The sequence below is a fragment of the Shinella zoogloeoides genome (genome assembly GCF_003574625.1).
GTDB classification, from domain to species: domain Bacteria; phylum Pseudomonadota; class Alphaproteobacteria; order Rhizobiales; family Rhizobiaceae; genus Shinella; species Shinella zoogloeoides_A.
Genome location: NZ_QNUJ01000009.1, coordinates 1 through 16,172 on the forward strand (window position 1 = coordinate 1; position 16,172 = coordinate 16,172).

Below are 16,172 nucleotides of genomic sequence, written 5' to 3' on the forward strand. Positions count from 1 at the left end.
GTTCAGGCCCGGAAGGACCAACCGCTCTGCGCATCGTCACCAAGGTGTTGCGATCACCCAAATGACAAACGAGGCCGGATCATCATAACCGATGATCCGGCCTCGTAATGTATAAGGCCCGGTTTCCCGGGCCTTGATCTCGGCTGATGCCGGAAAAGCGGATTATGCGCTTTCCTTCGGCGTCAGAACCTGGCGACCGCGGTACATACCGGTCTTCAGGTCGATGTGGTGCGGACGGCGCAGTTCGCCCGAGTTCTTGTCTTCAACGTAGGTCGAACCCTTCAGAGCGTCTGCGGAACGGCGCATACCGCGCTTGGACGGGGTCGTTTTTCTTTTCGGTACAGCCATTTGACTAACTCCACTTATCGGGCAAACACATCCCTACGGCACCGGATGGGCGACAGGACATGCCTTTTTCTCGGAAATTGGGCCGGCTTATACATGGCAAAACCCTGCTTGACCAGTCCCCGTGCGGATTTTTTCGACTCCGCCGTCAGACCTCGTCTTCCGGCACGATCCAGGGCTCGGCAAGCGCCGCCGCCTGCCACCTCTGCCAGGCCGGATGCGCCTTCATGCGCGCCATATAGGCAAGGATCGTCTCGTCCCGCGTCAGGCGATAGATCTCCAGCCGGTTGACCACCGGCGCATACATCGCGTCGGCCGCCGAGAAGCCGCCGAACAGGAACGGCCCGCCCAAGCGCGCCAGCGCGTCCTTCCAGATCGTCTCGATGCGGGCGACGTCTTCCGTCACGCCATCGGCAAGGTCGATGCTGCCGGGCGTGCGGCGGATGTTCATCGGGCAGGCATTGCGCAGCGCACGGAAGCCGGAGAGCATCTCCATCGAGATCGCCCTCGCTTCGGCGCGCGCCACCCGGTCCTGCGGCCAGATGCCGGCATCCGGAAAGAGCTCGGCGACATATTCGATGATGGCGAGCGATTCCCAGACCTTGACGTCGCCGTGCTGCAGCAGCGGCACCCGGCCCGTCGGCGAAACCTTGCGGATTTCCGGGTTGCCGGCGGCAAAATCGAACGGGATCACCCGGTCGGTGAACGGCACGCCCGCCGCCGCCATGGCGATCCAGGGCCGGAACGACCAGGAGGAATAGTTCTTGTTACCGACATAGAGGACGAGGTCTGTCATTTCAGGCTCCTTTAAGCGGGCAGGACCCTAGGCGCCCAGGACCGCGAGCGCCAATGAAAAGCCCTGAACTCACTCATAAAGGCACTTGATGTATTCGCCGGAACGGTTTGCGCGATGCTCGATCAGCCGCGCCAGCCGCTGCAGGCCGCGGCCCGGCTTGCCGGCATTGCGCTCGTAGGGGTTGGGCAGCGAGACGGCGAGAAGCGAGGCCTGCCGGCGCGAGAGCTTTGCGGCCGGCACGTTGAAATGGTGCTGCGCCGCCGCCTCGATGCCGTATATGCCCGGCCCCCATTCGGCGATGTTGAGATAGATCTCCATCAGCCGCCGCTTGCTCCAGACGAAATCCGCCGCCACAGCCAGCGGCACCTCCATCGCCTTGCGCAGGAAGGAGCGGCCGTTCCACAGGAAGAGGTTCTTCGCCGTCTGCATGGGGATGGTGCTCGCCCCGCGCGTCTGCTCGCCGGCCAGCGCCTCGTTCACCACCGCGCGCATCTCGCCCCAGTCGACGCCGGAATGGCGGCAGAACTGCCCGTCCTCCGACATCATCACCGCCTGCACGAGATTGGGCGAGATATCCTCGAAGGAAACCCATTGCCGGTCGTAGCCGCGCAGCAGCACGAGGTCGCGCAGCATCAGCGTGGAGACGGGGTGGACGAAGGCGAGCGTATAGAGGAGGATCAGCGCATAGGGCAGCGCGATCAGGGCCACAACGGCGAGGACAAGTCGGCGCCTGCTCCGGCGAAGCCGGCTCATCCAGCCGTCCCTCTCACCGGTTTCAACCTCCATGTCTGTCCGTGTTTCCGGTACGATGTCCAAGTGCCGGCGCCCATCCATCCCGCGTTGCGCCTTCATACCGTCCCGGCTCGGCAAAAACCAGCGCCGGGCCGCGATTCTTTGCCGCCATCCCGGCATTCCCGTTGCTTCGCCGGGGAGCCCATGCCAAAGAGCGGCGATGAGCGAACGTCACCAGGAATTCCAGTCCCTTCTCAAGAGCAATGCCGAGGCGGTGGAAGCCCTTCTCGAACGACTGCTCTCGGCCGAGATTGAGGCCGGCGAGATCGCCCGGCCGGAACGCCTGCTTGCCGCCATGCGCCACGGCGTGCTGAACGGCGGCAAGCGGCTGCGTCCCTTCCTCGTCGTCGAGTCCGCCGCGCTCTTCCCCAATGTCGAGCGCGAGGCGGCCCTGCGCATCGGCGCGGCGCTCGAATGCATCCATTGCTACTCGCTCGTCCATGACGACCTGCCGGCAATGGACGACGACGACCTTCGCCGCGGCCAGCCGACCGTGCACATCGCCTTCGACGAGGCCTTGGCCATCCTTGCCGGCGACAGCCTTCTGACGCTCGCCTTCGACATCGTCGCTGCGCCCGAAACGCATCTGCCCGACGCCACCAAGACGGCGCTGGTGCTGGCGCTCGCCCGCGCCGCCGGCATCGGCGGCATGGCCGGCGGACAGGTGCTAGACCTTGCGGCTGAAAAGCAGGCACCCGACGAGGACGGCATCGTCACGCTGCAGGCCATGAAGACGGGTGCGCTGCTGCGCTTCGCCTGCGAGGCTGGCGCGATCATCGCCGGCGCATCCGCGGAAGATCGCCGGACGCTGCGCCGCTACGGCGAGACGGTGGGCCTCGCCTTCCAGATCGCCGACGACCTGCTCGACCTCACCGCCGATGCGCAGACCATGGGCAAGGCGACCGGCAAGGACGCCGAGCGCGGCAAGGCCACGCTCGTTTCCCGCCGCGGCCAGGCATGGGCGGAAAATCGCCTGAAGGAACTTGTCACGGAGGCCGAGGCGCTTCTTGCGCCATTCAGCCATCGGGCCGGAATCCTTGTCGAAACCGCCCATTTCATCGCCAATCGCAGGAACTGACGTCATGAGCAAATTCTGGTCGCCGATCGTCGCCACGCTCAAGCCCTATGTCGCTGGCGAACAGCCGCGCATCCAAAACCTCACCAAGCTCAACACCAACGAGAACCCCTACGGCCCCTCGCCCAAGGCCATCGCCGCCATGCAGGCCGCCGTCGCCGACAGCCTCAAGCTTTACCCCGATCCGGGCGCGCTGGCGCTGCGCCAGTCCATCGCCCGCTTCTACGGCGTGGAAGCCGACGAGGTCTTCGTCGGCAACGGTTCGGACGAGGTGCTGGCGCACGCCTTTGTCGCCCTCCTCAAGCATGAGCAACCGCTGCTCTATCCCGACATCACCTACAGCTTCTACCCGACCTATTGCCGCCTCTTCGGCATCGAGTCGGTCGAGATTGCGCTGAAGGACGATTTCACCATCGATCTTGCGGACTACGAACGCCCCGCAGGCGCGATCATCCTGCCGAACCCGAATGCCCCCACGGGCATCGGCCTGCCGCTCGCCGCCATCGAGAGGCTCGTCGCCGCGCATCCGGACCAGCCGGTGGTGATCGACGAGGCCTATATCGATTTCGGCGGCGAGAGCGCGATCCCGCTGACGAAGAAATACGACAACCTCCTCGTCATCCACACGCTCTCCAAGTCCCGCTCGCTGGCGGGCCTGCGCGTCGGCTACGCCATCGGCCAGCGCCCGCTGATCGATGCGCTGGAGCGCGTGAAGGACAGCTTCAACTCCTATCCGCTCGACCGCGTCGCTCAGGCCGGCGCGACCGCGGCCATCGACGACCGGGAATGGTTCGACGCAACGCGCGGCAAGGTCATCGAATCGCGCGAGCGCGTGACGGGCGCGCTGCGCCAGCGCGGCTTCGAGGTGCTGCCCTCGCAGGCGAACTTCGTCTTCGCCCGCCACCCGGGGCACAGCGGCGAGGCGCTTGCAAAAAGCCTGCGCGAGCGCGCCGTTCTGGTGCGCCACTTCGCCAAGCCCCGCATCTCGGATTTCCTGCGCATCACCATCGGCACGCCCGAGGAATGCGACCGGCTGATCGCAACGCTGGAAGACATCCTCTAGGATCGCAAACCGCGACAGCGCCCCCCTTCCGGCCCGGCGGCTGGAAGGGGGACATGTGGTGCAATTCTCCGGCTTGGAGCGTGCGAAACGCTCCGTTATCGTCCACCGACATTCAGCGGTGGCCCATGACCGATCTTACACCCTACCTGCCCCAGCTTGCCGTCGCCTGGACGGCCTATTTCATCGCCACCGCCTCACCCGGCCCGGCGATCATCGCCATCATCGCGACATCCATCAGTCAGGGCCGGCGCGCCGGACTGACGCTGGCCTCCGGCGTGCTGACGGGTTCCTATATCTGGGCGATCCTCACGGCATCAGGCCTTTCCGCCCTCATCCGCACCTATGGCGAAGCGATCATCGTGCTGAAGATCGTCGGCGGTTGCTATCTGCTGTGGCTTGCCTGGAATGCCTATCGCGCGGCCCGCAAGAGCGAAGAAACCTATCGCGCGCAGATGGCGGCGCTGCCGGCGCTTTCGCCGCGGCGGCAGTATCTCAAGGGCCTCGGCATCCACCTCACCAATCCAAAGGCGATCTTCAACTGGATCATGCTGACATCGCTCGGCATGCCGCCGGGTGCGCCGGGCGGCGTCATGGCAACCTTCATCGCCGGCTGCATGGTGATGGGGGTCTGCGTCTTCCTCGGCTTCGCGCTGATGTTTTCGCTCGGCCCGGTCCACCGCGCCTACCTGAAGGCACGCCGCGGCATCGAAGGCGTGATGGCCGCCTTCTTCGCCTTTGCCGGCTTCAAGCTGCTGACGACGCGCCTGTAACTACTCGGCCGCCGCCTGGCCCTGCCCGTAACGCTTCTCGATATAGTCGTTGACCAGCGCCTCGAACTCGCCCGCGATATCGGTACCGCGCAGCGTCATCGCCTTCTTGCCGTCGACATAGACGGGCGCGATGGGGAGTTCTCCGGTGCCCGGCAGCGAGATGCCGATATCGGCATGCTTGCTCTCGCCCGGCCCGTTGACGATGCAGCCCATGACGGCGACCTTGAGGCCTTCGACACCCGGATACTTCTCACGCCAGACCGGCATGTTCTTGCGGATGTCGTCCTGGATTTTCTGCGCGAGTTCCTGGAAGACCGTCGAGGTCGTGCGCCCGCAGCCGGGACATGCGGCGACGACGGGGATGAACTGGCGGAAGCCCATGACCTGCAGCAACTCCTGCGCCACCTGCACCTCGCGGGTGCGGTCGCCACCGGGCTCCGGCGTCAGCGAGATACGGATCGTATCGCCGATGCCCTGCTGCATGAGGATGCCGAGCGAGGCCGAGGAGGCGACGACGCCCTTGGTGCCCATGCCGGCTTCCGTGAGGCCGAGATGCAGCGCATGGTCGGAGCGTGCCGACAGCATCGCATAGACGGCGATGAGGTCCTGCACGTTGGACACCTTGGCCGACAGGATGATGTGGTCGCGCGACAAGCCGATCTCCTCGGCAAGCTCGGCGGAAAGCAGCGCCGACTGGCAGATCGCCTCGCGCATCACCTGCTGGGCGGTGAGCGGGAAACCCCTGTCCTGGTTCTCGTCCATCAGTCGGGTCAAAAGCTCCTGGTCGAGCGAGCCCCAGTTGACGCCGATACGCACCGGCTTGTCGTGGCGGATCGCCGTCTCGACGATGGCGGCGAACTGGCGGTCCTTCTTGTCCTTGAAACCGACATTGCCGGGATTGATGCGGTACTTCGCCAGCGCCTCGGCGCAGGCCGGGTGATCGGCCAGCAGCTTGTGGCCGATATAGTGGAAGTCGCCGACGAGCGGCACATCCAGGCCGAGACGCAGCAGTCGCTCGCGGATCTTCGGCACCGCCGCCGCGCTCTCGTCGCGGTCGACCGTGATGCGCACGATCTCGGAGCCGGCCCGGTGAAGGGCCGCGACCTGCGCCACCGTCGCATCGACATCGGCCGTGTCCGTGTTCGTCATCGACTGGACGACGACGGGCGCCCCGCCGCCGACGAGCACGCCGCCGACATCGACGCCGACGGACACGCGCCGCGGCTTCGGTTCAAAATCGAAGGAAAAGGACATTTTGGAGCCTCTTGCTCGAAAGCGGCCGCGCGGGCGCGGCCTTTGCCCTCAGGTGGATCAGGAAATGTGGCTTGTCAACCGTCAGGGCAATTTCAGTGCCGCTCGTGCACGTCCGCATGCACCGCGTGGTGCGAGAGCGCCAGCACGACGATGAAGAGGAGCGGCAGGAGCGTGAAGATCATCGCGAAGCCGACATGCTCGGCGATGAAGCCGATGAAGGAAGGCGCGAAGAGCGAGCCGGAATAGCCCATGACCGTCGCGACCGACAGCGCCACGCCCTGCGCATAGCCCGGCAGGTTGCCGGCGGCGGAAAAGGCGATGGGCACCATGTTGGAAATGCCGACGCCGCAGAGCGCGAATCCGGCTATCGCCACATAGGCGTTCGGCGCCGTGCCGGCCACCACCATGCCGAGGATCGCCATGACCGTGCAGAAGCGCAGCGTCTTCACCGCGCCGAAACGGTCGCGCACATGATCGCCGGCAAAGCGCATGACGGCCATGGTCAGCGAGAAGGTGCCGAAGGCGAAGCCCGAAAGCGCCAGCGACGCGCCGAGTTCGTTGCGCACGTAGAGCGCGCCCCAGTCGAGGATCGCCCCTTCCGGCACCATGCAGAACAGCGCCATCAGGCCGATCAGCCAGGGCAGCGGCGTCAGCGGCAGGCGCACCTTCTGGCGCTCCTCGCCCGGATGGCGCGCATCGTGCAGGATGCGCGGCCAGACGAGAACCAGCATCGCCACCCCGGCAACGGTGAGCAGGGCGGCATGGCCCATCACCCCGAGCGCCTCCATGAGAAAGCCGCCGGTTGCCGCGCCGATGAAGGCGCCGAGGCTCCAGAACGCGTGGCAGGACGACATGATCGCCCGGTGCATGGATTTCTCCACTTCGACCGCATTGCCGTTCATGGCGACATCCATCCCGCCCATCAGCCCGCCGAAGAGAAAGACGGCGATGGCGCCGAGCGGGATCGTCGGCGCGGCAGACAGCAGCAGCATGGTGGTAAGGAAGAGGATCGTCGCGCCCTTCACCGTGCGCGTCGTGCCGAAATGGGCGATCAGAACGCCGGCGATCGGCATCAGGATCAGCGAGCCGATGCCGAAGCACATGATCATCAGGCCGAGCCCGGCCTCCGTCAGCCCGAAGCGCGCGGCGAATTCCGGAATCTTCGGCGCCCAGGCGCCGGCGAAGGTGCCGTTCAGCAGGAAGAGGCCCGACACGGCGAGCCGCGTCGGCGGAAAATAGGTCCCGGTGAAGGATTTGCCGGCAAGGGCGGTTTCGGACGTCGTCATGGAAGGTCTTTCGGGATTGCGCCGGACTCAGCCGGCCCGCAGGGTTTCGATGCCGGCCACCTTCAGCGCAGCCGCCTCCTCGTCGTCCGCATCCGCCTCGATCACGACCTGAGCCACGCGGGAAAGCGGCACGACCGAATAGGGGGCTGCGGTGGAAAGCTTGTCATTGGTCGCCACGACCATCACGGTGCGGCTGCGCGAGGCGAGGAAACGCTTGAACTCCGCCTCCTCGAAGCTCCCGGCGGTCACGCCCGCCTCCGGATCGATGCCGCAGACGCCGAGGACGAGGATATCCGGGCGCAGCGCCTCGGCATCGCGCATCGCCTTGGCGCCGATCGCAGCACCCAGGCGGGCGTCGATCAGGCCGCCGAGCTGGATGGTTGTAAGATCGCGCTCCAGGAGCGCGGCGGCGATGGCCGGCGCATTGGTGGCGACCGTCAGTCCTTGGCCGGCGGGCAGCGCGCGGGCGAGCGCAAGGTTGGTGCTGCCGGCATCGAGGAAGACCGTGGCGCCCGCGGGAACCAGCGTCGCCGCCGCCCGCGCCAGCGCCGCCTTGCGCGCGCCGCCGATAGCCATGCGCTCGTTCATCGTGGTCGAAGCCGGCGAAATCCGCAGCGCCCCGCCATAGACCCGCTGGCAAAGCCCGGATGCCGCCATCTCGCGCAGGTCCCGCCGGATCGTATCCTCGGAAACGCCCAGCTCCTGCGCCAGCTCCGCCGCGATCACCCGCCCCGAAAGGTCGAGCCGCACGCGAATGAGCGCCTGCCGCTCGCCAAGAAGAAGATCCTGTACTGACATCACCAAACCAAATCATGCACGATTACGCGTCAATACGCATGAATAGGCATAATCGTCAATGAACAGGCAGGTCACGTTTCGTTGCAGGCGGATGCGGCCCGGCAAGTTTCGAATGGCATAATGAGAAAGAATGTTCATCGTGTGGATCGTCGCGCCGGCGGCCGCCCGCCTGCAAATTCTTTCCCTTTCGCCAAAACATGCGCTAAGGGCATCAGCCATGATCAAGCCGGCCCCCACAGACCAGACTTTCGTCGTCCTTCTCGGCGGCGCGCTCACCGTGACGCCGCGTCTTCGTGCGGATGTCGCGGGGGCCCGGGCCGTGGCGGCGGATGGCGGCATGCGGCACGCCACAGCGCTCGGCCTCACGCCCGAAATCTGGGTCGGCGATTTCGATTCCACGCCGCCGGAGCTCCTCGCCGCCTGGTCCGCAATAGAGCGCCAGCCCTGGCCCGCCGCCAAGAACGAGACCGACGGCGCGCTCGCCGTCTCCGTCGCGGCGGAGCGGGGCGCGAAGAACATCGTGCTGGCCGGCGCGCTCGGCGGCGAGCGCAGCGACCATGCGCTGATGCACCTCATCCACGCCGTCTCGCTGGAAGAGGAGGGCTTTTCCATCAAGCTCACCTCCGGCGAGGAGGAAGCCTGGCCGCTGCTGCCGGGCAGCCGCGAGATCGACCTGCCGAAGGGCAGCCTCTTTTCCGTGCTCGGCCTTTCTCCGCTCGCCGGCCTTTCGCTCGGCAATGTGCGTTACCCGCTCAGCGATTTCACGTTGCCCTTCGGCGCGTCCCGCACCATTTCCAATGTCGCGGAAGGCCCGATCCGCCTTTCGCTCGCCTCCGGCCGCGCGATCCTCATCGCCCGGCCCTATGACCTTTCAGGAGCCTGACCCTTGGCACCGCCGATCCTCAAACTCGACGACATCTTCCTCAGCTTCGGCGGCACGCCGCTCCTTGCCGGCGCGAGCCTGCAGGTGGAGCCCGGCGACCGTATCTCACTCGTCGGCCGCAACGGCTCGGGCAAGTCGACGCTGATGAAGATCGCCGCCGGCCTCGCAGAGGCGCAGTCCGGCGAGGTCTTCCGCCATCCTTCCGCGACGATCCGCTACCTGCACCAGGCCCCGGATTTCGACGGCTACGACACGGTCGCCGCCTATGCCGAGGCGGGCCTCGGCCCGAGCGACGACCCGTACCGCGTCACCTACCTGCTCGAACATCTCGGCCTTTCCGGCAGCGAGGATCCGAAGTCGCTCTCCGGCGGCGAGGCGCGCCGGGCGGCGCTCGCCCGCGTCATGGCGCCGGAGCCGGATATCCTGCTCCTCGACGAGCCGACCAACCATCTCGACCTGCCCACCATCGAATGGCTGGAAGGCGAGCTGCAATCGACCCGCTCGGCCCTCGTCGTCATCTCGCACGACCGCCGCTTCCTCGAAAAGGTCTCCAACGCCACCGTCTGGCTCGATCGCGGCCAATCGCGCCGGCTCAATCGCGGCTTCGGCCATTTCGAAGCCTGGCGCGACGAGGTGCTGGAGGCCGAGGAACTGGAGCAGCACAAGCTCGGCAAGGCCATCGAGCGCGAGGAACACTGGCTGCGCTACGGCGTGACGGCCCGCCGCAAGCGCAACATGCGCCGCCTCGGCGCGCTGCACGATCTGCGCGCCCGCTATCGCGGCCACAAGGGCCCGCAGGGCTCGGTACAGGCCAGCGCCTCCGACGCGCAGGAATCCGGCAAGCTGGTCATCGAGGCGGAAAAGATCACGAAGGCCTATGGCGAGCGCACCATCGTCGCCCCCTTCTCGATCCGCGTGCATCGCGGCGACTGCATCGGCCTCGTCGGCCCGAACGGCGCCGGCAAGACGACACTGCTGAAGATGCTGACCGGCCAGCTCGAACCCGACAGCGGCACGGTGAAGCTCGGCACGAACCTGGAGATCGCCACGCTCGACCAGCGCCGCGAGGACCTCAACCTCGACGACACGCTCGCCCACTACCTCACCGACGGGCGCGGCGAGACGCTGCTGGTCAATGGCGAGCAGCGCCATGTCACCGGCTACATGAAGGAATTCCTCTTCCAGCCGGAACAGTCCCGCACGCCGATCCGCAACCTTTCGGGCGGTGAGCGCGCCCGGCTGATGCTGGCGCGCATCCTCTCGCGCCCGACGAACCTGCTCATCCTCGACGAACCGACCAACGACCTCGACATCGAGACGCTGGACCTCCTTCAGGAGATCGTTGCTGGCTTTGCCGGCACGGTACTGCTCGTCAGCCACGACCGCGACTTCCTCGACCGCACCGTCACCTCCACCATCGCGCCGGCCGATCCGGAGAGCCCGGATGGACGCTGGATCGAATATGCCGGCGGCTATACCGACATGATGGCCCAGCGCCGCGGCGCGATCGAGGAGAAGCGCAAGGCAGAAAAGGCCGAGAAGGCCAAGGCCGCCGACACGCCCTCCGCTGCCTCCGCGGACGGCAAGGGCAAGGCAAAGCTCTCCTACAAGCAGAAATTCGCGCTCGAAAACCTGCCGAAGGAAATGGAGAAGGCCGAAAAGGAAATCGCCGCTCGCGAGGCGAAGATGGCCGACCCGAACCTCTTCAACAAGGACCCCACCACCTTCAACAAGCTCGCCGCCGAGATGGAGAAGCTGCGCGACAGCCTGACGAAGATGGAAGAGGAATGGCTGGAGCTGGAAATGCTGCGGGAAGAGCTGGAAGGCTGAGGCATCCGCGCGCTCATCCGCCAACCTCTCCTCCGTCATGGTCGGGCTTGACCCGACCACCCACGCCACGGACCACGACGTCTCTTCAGAAGACGAAAAAGCGCCGCCGATTTTCCCCGCCCGGCCGGCCTCCGGTAGACTGGAAACCGCCGGATTGATTCGCGCCCGCAGTGGCGTTATCAATATTCCCGTGGTGATTTGGCCGGCCGGCTTGCAGCCACGTTAAACAAGTCGCTAAAGGGCCGCGCGAGGAAGAGCCTTACGTGGACCGGTTGCGACATCGTTGCGGCCGGTTTTGTTTTGGATCGAGTTGAAACATGCCCATCAAGATTCCCGATACGCTCCCCGCCTTCCAGACCCTCGTCAACGAGGGCGTGCGGGTGATGACCGAAACGATGGCGATCCGGCAGGATATCCGCCCGCTGCAGATCGGGCTGCTCAACCTCATGCCGAACAAGATCAAGACGGAAGTGCAGATGGCGCGCCTCGTCGGCGCCTCGCCGCTGCAGGTCGAATTGTCTCTCATTCGCGTCGGCGGCCACCGCGCCAAGAACACCTCGGAAGAGCACCTGCTCGCCTTCTACGATACGTGGGAGGAGGTGAAGCACCGCAAGTTCGACGGCTTCATCATCACCGGCGCGCCGGTGGAAACCCTCGACTACGAGGACGTCACCTATTGGGACGAGATGAAGCAGATCCTCGACTGGACCGAGACCAACGTCCATTCGACGCTGAACGTCTGCTGGGGCGCCATGGCGGCGATCTACCATTTCCACGGCGTGCCCAAGCACACGCTGGAGGAAAAGGCCTTCGGCGTCTACCGGCACCACAACCGAAAGCCCTCCTCGGTCTATCTCAACGGCTTCTCGGACAATTTCGAGGTTCCGGTCTCGCGCTGGACGGAGATCCGCATCGAGGACATCCGAAGCGTGGCGGAACTCGACATCCTGCTCGATTCCGACGAGACGGGCGTCTGCCTCATCCAGGAGAAGGCCGGCAACCGGCTCTATATCTTCAACCATGTCGAATACGATTCGACCTCGCTCGCCGATGAATATTTCCGCGATGTCTCGGCCGGCGTGCCGATCAAGCTGCCGAAGAACTATTTCCCGCACAACGATCCATCCCTGCCGCCGCAGAACCGCTGGCGGGGCCATGCGCATCTGCTCTTCGGCAATTGGATCAACGAGATCTACCAGACCACGCCCTACGACCTCGAGAAAATCGGAACGGGAGCCTGACCCATGAGCCGTGTCGTCGTTCGCCCTCTGCACAAGGATGATGAAGGCGAATGGCGCCGCCTGTGGACCGCCTATCTCGCCTTCTACGAGACGGTGCTGCCCGAGGAGATCTTCGCCAGCACCTTCGCCCGGTTGACGCGCGAGGCGGCGGAGGGCGAGTATCGCGGTCTTCTGGCGACGCTCGACGGCAAGCCGGTGGGCCTTGCGCATTACCTCTTCCACCGCTCCTGCTGGACCATCAACAGCATCTGCTACCTGCAGGATCTCTTCGCCGATCCCGAGGTGCGCGGCAGCGGCATCGGCCGGGCGCTGATCGAAGGCGTCTATGCCAAGGCGGAGGAAGCGGGCGCGCCCGAGGTCTACTGGATGACGCAGGACTTCAACGCCACCGCCCGCAAGCTCTACGACCGCATCGCCGACAAGACGCCCTTCATCGTCTACCAGAAGAATTTCTGAGGCAGTATCAAAAAGTATGACTTTTTGATTGCGGGTGGCGGCAAATAACGGCACGTTGCCGCCACACTAGGCTGAACGCGGAGGAAACGGGCGGTGCGAGCAGGAAACGGGATCTTCGGCCATCTGGAAAACGGCGAGCCGGTCGAGCGCATCACGATCACCGGCGGCGGGCTGACGGCTCATGTGCTCACATGGGGTGCCGTCATTCAGGATCTGCGCCTTCAGGGCCACGACGCCCCACTCGTTCTGGGCTACACGGACCTGCCCTCCTACCGCGCCCACTCCCCCTATTTCGGCGCGACGCCCGGCCGCTGCGCCAACCGCATCGCCGGTGGCCGCTTCTCCATCGACGACACCGCCTACCAGCTCGAATGCAACGAGCGCGGCATCACACATCTGCACGGCGGCAGCGACGGTATCGGCCAGCAGAACTGGCGGATTGCCGATCAGGGCGCAGACTTCGTCACCCTGGCCGTCACGGATCCCGCCGGACGCGCCGGCTATCCCGGCACCTGCGCGATCACCTGCACCTACCGCCTCACCGGCGACGGCGTGCTCTCCATCGTCTACGAGGCGACGACGGATGCGCCGACGCCCGTCAATCTCTGCCAGCACAGCTATTTCATCCTCGACGGCAGCGCCGACGCCTTCGGCCACGAGATCCGCCTCGCCGCCGATCATTACCTGCCCGTCGACGAGAATCTCATCCCGACCGGCGAGGTCCGCCCCGTCGCCGGCACGCCCTTCGATCTCAGGAGCTGGACGCCGCTTTCCCGCCAGAAGGCGGCTGATGGTGTCGCCTTCGACCACAATTTCTGCCTCTCGCCCGAACGGCAGGCCAAGCGTCCCGTCGGCGCCGTGCGAAGCCCGGCATCCGGCGTCTCGCTGGAGGTCCTGACCACCGAACCCGGCGTGCAGCTCTATACCGGCGCCTATGTGGATTCACCCGTGCCCGGCCTCGATGGCCGCCGCTACGGCCCCTTTGCCGGCTTCTGCCTCGAAACGCAGATCTGGCCGGATGCGGTCAACCACGGCAACTTCCCGAAGGCGGTCCTGCGCCCCGGTGAAGTTCTTCGGCAGGAAACGGACTACGTCTTCCGCAAGGGTTGACCACCTCGAACGGGTTGGCAAAACGCAAGGAAATCGAAACTTTTGTAGCGGACAACCGAGCCATATTGGCCCGAAATGACGCCGGGTCGTGCGGGATTGAACGCGCCAGGACAGCGCCGGTCGCCCCCAGGGGACACCTGTCCATGAAAATCTCGGATCTCTCCATTTCCCGGAAAGTCGGCTTCCTGGTGCTCCTCATGGGCATCGCCGCCGGCACCATTGCCACCGTCGGCAGCCGCGGTCTCACCTCGCTCGGCGCGGCCCTTCAGGACACCGGCACGCGCGAGGAAGTCGCCCGCGAAGCCATGGACCTGCGCATCGACGTCATCGCCATCAGCCGCATGACCTACCAGCTCGCGACCGCCCCGGAAAAGGCGGCGGACTTTGCCGCCGAGACGGAAAAGCGCGCCGGCGAAATGCTGGACCGCCTGCCGAAGATCGCCTCGACCGCCGATGCCAGCGAACAGAAGCTGCTCGAAGGCGTGCGCGCGGCGCTGGTTCCCTATTTCGACCAGATCCGCGCCATGGTGGCCGTCGCCTCGCAGAACGGTGCAGACCGCGCCGCGATCCACGCCGCGCTCGACAAGGCGCTGGAAGGCCAGAAGGCCGTCACCGCGGCGCTGAAGGAATACACCAACTACTCCGCCGAGACCCTTTCGGCCTCCCGCGCCGTCGCGATCTCCCGTTCCGCGAACACGCAGGTCCTGCTGCTCGCCACCGCCTTCATCTGTATCGTCGCGGGCATGCTGCTGAGCATGCTCTTCGCCCGCAACGGCATCGTGCGGCCGATCCAGCGCCTGACCGGCGTGATGTCGAACCTTGCCGCCGGCAAGCTGGACGACGAGATTCCCGGCACCGACCGCAAGGACGAGATCGGCGCCATGGCGCGCACGCTCGACGTCTTCCGCGCCAACGAAATACAGATGCGCGAAATGGAGGCGCAGGAAGCGGCCCTTCAGGCACAGAGCAAGGACCTGCAGTCCAACATCAGCACCATCGTCGCCGCCGCTGCGGCCGGCGATTTCTCCCGCCGCATCACCAAGTCCTACGAGGACGAGGACCTCAGCCGCTTCGCCGGCAGCGTCAACGAACTGGTGGCCAATGTCGACCGGGGCGTCAGCGAAGTGCGCCGCGTCATCGCCTCGCTGTCGCATGCCGACCTCACGCAGGAAATGGCCGGCCATTTCCAGGGCGACTTCGCCGAGCTTCAGGCCAACGTCAACGGCGCCATGCTGACGCTGCGCAGCACGATGAGCGGCATTCTCTCGACCGCCGGCACCATCACCGGCAATTCCCGCGAGCTTTCCGCCGCCGCCGACCAGCTCGCCCACCGCACCGAGCAGCAGGCCGCCTCGCTGGAGGAGACCGCCGCCGCGCTCGAGGAGATCACCACGACCGTGAAGACCTCCACGGCCCGCGCCGTGGAAGCCTCGGAGATCGTGCGCGAGACCAAGGAAAGCGCCGAGAAATCCGGCGACATCGTGAAGAGCGCCATCGACGCCATGGGCCGCATCGAGCAGTCCTCGCAGAAGATCAGCCAGATCATCTCGGTGATCGACGAGATCGCCTTCCAGACGAACCTTCTGGCGCTGAATGCCGGCGTCGAGGCTGCCCGTGCAGGCGAGGCGGGGCGCGGCTTTGCCGTGGTGGCGCAGGAAGTGCGCGAACTTGCCCAGCGCTCGGCCAATGCGGCCAAGGAGATCAAGACGCTGATCAACGCCTCGGCTGGCGAAGTGAAAGGCGGCGTCTCGCTGGTCCTCTCGACCGGTGACGTACTCTCCGAGATCAAGGATCTCGTGAACCGCGTCAACGACCATGTCGTCTCGATCACCCGCGCGGCACAGGAACAGTCCGCCGCGCTCGGCGAGATCAACACGGCCGTCAACCAGATGGACCAGATGACCCAGCAGAACGCCGCCATGGTAGAGGAAACCACCGCGGCGAGCCAGGTTCTCGCCAGCGAGGCCGCCCAGCTCCAGACGGCGCTCTCGCAGTTCCATATCGGCGAGGGCCACGCCCACGCCATGCAGCATCGCCGCGCCGCCTGAGCCTCACCTGCCGAATCGCGGCCGGGCGAAAAACCGGCCGCGACTTCCCACGCAAATCATCACAGCCGTATTAAAACAGCCAAAGCGCTGGCCAACCCCAGCGCCCACCCGGGTTTCCCAGCGCCAAAACGCACAAAAGCCCCGGCGAACCGAGGCTTCGAAACTTTGGAGAGAATGGAGCGGGTGAAGCGATTCGAACGCTCGACCCCAACCTTGGCAAGCAAAGAATTTCATTGTTCGCGCGTTGCGCGTCTATATCGCATAGTCCACTAGAGTGCGCAAGAGTGCGCGTTTCGTCGGAGATCGCTATGTCCGTGCGCATCGGATTGGGCAATAACCCTGTGAATTCGAGAGCAATGTCGCGAAACAGGGAAATGGTGACCTCGCAGTGACCGGAGCAGCAGAAAGGGCGACTGTTGGCCAAG

General features: G+C 65.5%; 16 protein-coding genes and 1 riboswitch. Of the genes, 9 read left to right on the plus strand and 7 right to left on the minus strand.

Annotated features, from left to right (window positions below):
- Nucleotides 1-162 precede the first annotated feature (162 nt).
- The 3 genes from rpmF to mtgA all read right to left on the minus strand — a co-directional run bounded on the left by rpmF (nucleotide 163) and on the right by mtgA (nucleotide 1,993).
- Nucleotides 163-348, minus strand: a complete 186-nt coding sequence (gene rpmF / locus DSD28_RS17845) for a 50S ribosomal protein L32 (protein ID WP_119257782.1) — start codon at nucleotides 346-348, stop codon at nucleotides 163-165.
- A 145-nt stretch (nucleotides 349-493) separates the two neighbouring features.
- Nucleotides 494-1,141 carry a glutathione S-transferase family protein gene (locus DSD28_RS17850; RefSeq protein WP_119257783.1) on the minus strand — a complete coding sequence of 216 codons (648 nt, stop codon included), beginning with the start codon at nucleotides 1,139-1,141 and terminating at the stop codon, nucleotides 494-496.
- A 69-nt stretch (nucleotides 1,142-1,210) separates the two neighbouring features.
- Entirely contained in the window at nucleotides 1,211-1,993 is a 783-nt protein-coding gene (mtgA, locus tag DSD28_RS17855) for a monofunctional biosynthetic peptidoglycan transglycosylase (RefSeq protein WP_413251102.1), read from the minus strand.
- A gap of 100 nt (nucleotides 1,994-2,093) precedes the next feature.
- On the opposite strand from mtgA, the gene DSD28_RS17860 reads away from it, so the two are divergent.
- The 3 genes from DSD28_RS17860 to DSD28_RS17870 all read left to right on the plus strand — a co-directional run bounded on the left by DSD28_RS17860 (nucleotide 2,094) and on the right by DSD28_RS17870 (nucleotide 4,841).
- Nucleotides 2,094-3,011, plus strand: coding sequence for a polyprenyl synthetase family protein (locus DSD28_RS17860; RefSeq protein WP_119257785.1), 918 nt, complete (start codon nucleotides 2,094-2,096; stop codon nucleotides 3,009-3,011).
- Between the two features lie 4 nt (nucleotides 3,012-3,015).
- Nucleotides 3,016-4,071 carry a histidinol-phosphate transaminase gene (gene hisC, locus DSD28_RS17865; protein WP_119257786.1) on the plus strand — a complete coding sequence of 352 codons (1,056 nt, stop codon included), beginning with the start codon at nucleotides 3,016-3,018 and terminating at the stop codon, nucleotides 4,069-4,071.
- Between the two features lie 125 nt (nucleotides 4,072-4,196).
- Complete coding sequence (locus tag DSD28_RS17870) at nucleotides 4,197-4,841, plus strand: LysE family translocator (RefSeq protein WP_119257787.1); 645 nt, start codon at nucleotides 4,197-4,199, stop codon at nucleotides 4,839-4,841.
- Here the strand turns inward: DSD28_RS17870 and ispG are convergent, their stop codons facing one another.
- The 4 genes from ispG to DSD28_RS25970 all read right to left on the minus strand — a co-directional run bounded on the left by ispG (nucleotide 4,842) and on the right by DSD28_RS25970 (nucleotide 8,398).
- Nucleotides 4,842-6,095, minus strand: coding sequence for a flavodoxin-dependent (E)-4-hydroxy-3-methylbut-2-enyl-diphosphate synthase (ispG, locus tag DSD28_RS17875; RefSeq protein ID WP_119257788.1), 1,254 nt, complete (start codon nucleotides 6,093-6,095; stop codon nucleotides 4,842-4,844).
- A gap of 92 nt (nucleotides 6,096-6,187) precedes the next feature.
- Nucleotides 6,188-7,381, minus strand: coding sequence for an MFS transporter (locus DSD28_RS17880; RefSeq protein ID WP_119257789.1), 1,194 nt, complete (start codon nucleotides 7,379-7,381; stop codon nucleotides 6,188-6,190).
- A 27-nt stretch (nucleotides 7,382-7,408) separates the two neighbouring features.
- Nucleotides 7,409-8,179: a DeoR/GlpR family DNA-binding transcription regulator gene (locus tag DSD28_RS17885; protein WP_119257790.1), complete on the minus strand. Its 771-nt coding sequence runs from the start codon at nucleotides 8,177-8,179 to the stop codon at nucleotides 7,409-7,411.
- Between the two features lie 12 nt (nucleotides 8,180-8,191).
- On the minus strand, nucleotides 8,192-8,398 hold the full coding sequence (locus DSD28_RS25970; RefSeq protein ID WP_162911448.1) for a hypothetical protein: 207 nt from the start codon (nucleotides 8,396-8,398) through the stop codon (nucleotides 8,192-8,194).
- Between DSD28_RS25970 and DSD28_RS17890 the strand changes: the two genes are divergently transcribed.
- The 6 genes from DSD28_RS17890 to DSD28_RS17915 all read left to right on the plus strand — a co-directional run bounded on the left by DSD28_RS17890 (nucleotide 8,397) and on the right by DSD28_RS17915 (nucleotide 15,747).
- Nucleotides 8,397-9,062 carry a thiamine diphosphokinase gene (locus DSD28_RS17890; RefSeq protein ID WP_119258002.1) on the plus strand — a complete coding sequence of 222 codons (666 nt, stop codon included), beginning with the start codon at nucleotides 8,397-8,399 and terminating at the stop codon, nucleotides 9,060-9,062. The genes DSD28_RS25970 and DSD28_RS17890 overlap by 2 nt on opposite strands.
- Nucleotides 9,063-9,065: 3 nt before the next feature.
- Entirely contained in the window at nucleotides 9,066-10,892 is a 1,827-nt protein-coding gene (locus DSD28_RS17895) for an ABC-F family ATP-binding cassette domain-containing protein (RefSeq protein ID WP_119257791.1), read from the plus strand.
- A gap of 180 nt (nucleotides 10,893-11,072) precedes the next feature.
- A riboswitch (SAM riboswitch) is annotated at nucleotides 11,073-11,150 on the plus strand.
- 59 nt (nucleotides 11,151-11,209) lie between these two features.
- On the plus strand, nucleotides 11,210-12,133 hold the full coding sequence (metA, locus tag DSD28_RS17900) for a homoserine O-acetyltransferase MetA (RefSeq protein WP_119257792.1): 924 nt from the start codon (nucleotides 11,210-11,212) through the stop codon (nucleotides 12,131-12,133).
- Nucleotides 12,134-12,136: 3 nt separating this feature from the next.
- Nucleotides 12,137-12,589 carry a GNAT family N-acetyltransferase gene (locus DSD28_RS17905; protein ID WP_119257793.1) on the plus strand — a complete coding sequence of 151 codons (453 nt, stop codon included), beginning with the start codon at nucleotides 12,137-12,139 and terminating at the stop codon, nucleotides 12,587-12,589.
- Nucleotides 12,590-12,682: 93 nt separating this feature from the next.
- Nucleotides 12,683-13,699 (plus strand): aldose epimerase family protein, encoded by a 1,017-nt coding sequence (locus DSD28_RS17910; protein WP_119257794.1) that lies wholly within the window; start codon nucleotides 12,683-12,685, stop codon nucleotides 13,697-13,699.
- 143 nt (nucleotides 13,700-13,842) lie between these two features.
- Nucleotides 13,843-15,747: a methyl-accepting chemotaxis protein gene (locus tag DSD28_RS17915; RefSeq protein WP_119257795.1), complete on the plus strand. Its 1,905-nt coding sequence runs from the start codon at nucleotides 13,843-13,845 to the stop codon at nucleotides 15,745-15,747.
- The last annotated feature ends 425 nt before the right edge of the window (nucleotides 15,748-16,172 follow it).

What these genes read in the sequence shown, in the direction of transcription:
- rpmF (WP_119257782.1), bottom strand. Translation starts at nt 348, where the DNA reads ATGGCTGTACCGAAAAGAAAAACGACCCCGTCCAAGCGCGGTATGCGC.
- DSD28_RS17850 (WP_119257783.1), bottom strand. Translation starts at nt 1,141, where the DNA reads ATGACAGACCTCGTCCTCTATGTCGGTAACAAGAACTATTCCTCCTGG.
- mtgA (WP_413251102.1), bottom strand. Translation starts at nt 1,993, where the DNA reads ATGAAGGCGCAACGCGGGATGGATGGGCGCCGGCACTTGGACATCGTA.
- DSD28_RS17860 (WP_119257785.1), top strand. Translation starts at nt 2,094, where the DNA reads ATGAGCGAACGTCACCAGGAATTCCAGTCCCTTCTCAAGAGCAATGCC.
- hisC (WP_119257786.1), top strand. Translation starts at nt 3,016, where the DNA reads ATGAGCAAATTCTGGTCGCCGATCGTCGCCACGCTCAAGCCCTATGTC.
- DSD28_RS17870 (WP_119257787.1), top strand. Translation starts at nt 4,197, where the DNA reads ATGACCGATCTTACACCCTACCTGCCCCAGCTTGCCGTCGCCTGGACG.
- ispG (WP_119257788.1), bottom strand. Translation starts at nt 6,095, where the DNA reads ATGTCCTTTTCCTTCGATTTTGAACCGAAGCCGCGGCGCGTGTCCGTC.
- DSD28_RS17880 (WP_119257789.1), bottom strand. Translation starts at nt 7,381, where the DNA reads ATGACGACGTCCGAAACCGCCCTTGCCGGCAAATCCTTCACCGGGACC.
- DSD28_RS17885 (WP_119257790.1), bottom strand. Translation starts at nt 8,179, where the DNA reads ATGTCAGTACAGGATCTTCTTCTTGGCGAGCGGCAGGCGCTCATTCGC.
- DSD28_RS17890 (WP_119258002.1), top strand. Translation starts at nt 8,397, where the DNA reads ATGATCAAGCCGGCCCCCACAGACCAGACTTTCGTCGTCCTTCTCGGC.
- DSD28_RS25970 (WP_162911448.1), bottom strand. Translation starts at nt 8,398, where the DNA reads ATGGCTGATGCCCTTAGCGCATGTTTTGGCGAAAGGGAAAGAATTTGC.
- metA (WP_119257792.1), top strand. Translation starts at nt 11,210, where the DNA reads ATGCCCATCAAGATTCCCGATACGCTCCCCGCCTTCCAGACCCTCGTC.
- DSD28_RS17905 (WP_119257793.1), top strand. Translation starts at nt 12,137, where the DNA reads ATGAGCCGTGTCGTCGTTCGCCCTCTGCACAAGGATGATGAAGGCGAA.
- DSD28_RS17915 (WP_119257795.1), top strand. Translation starts at nt 13,843, where the DNA reads ATGAAAATCTCGGATCTCTCCATTTCCCGGAAAGTCGGCTTCCTGGTG.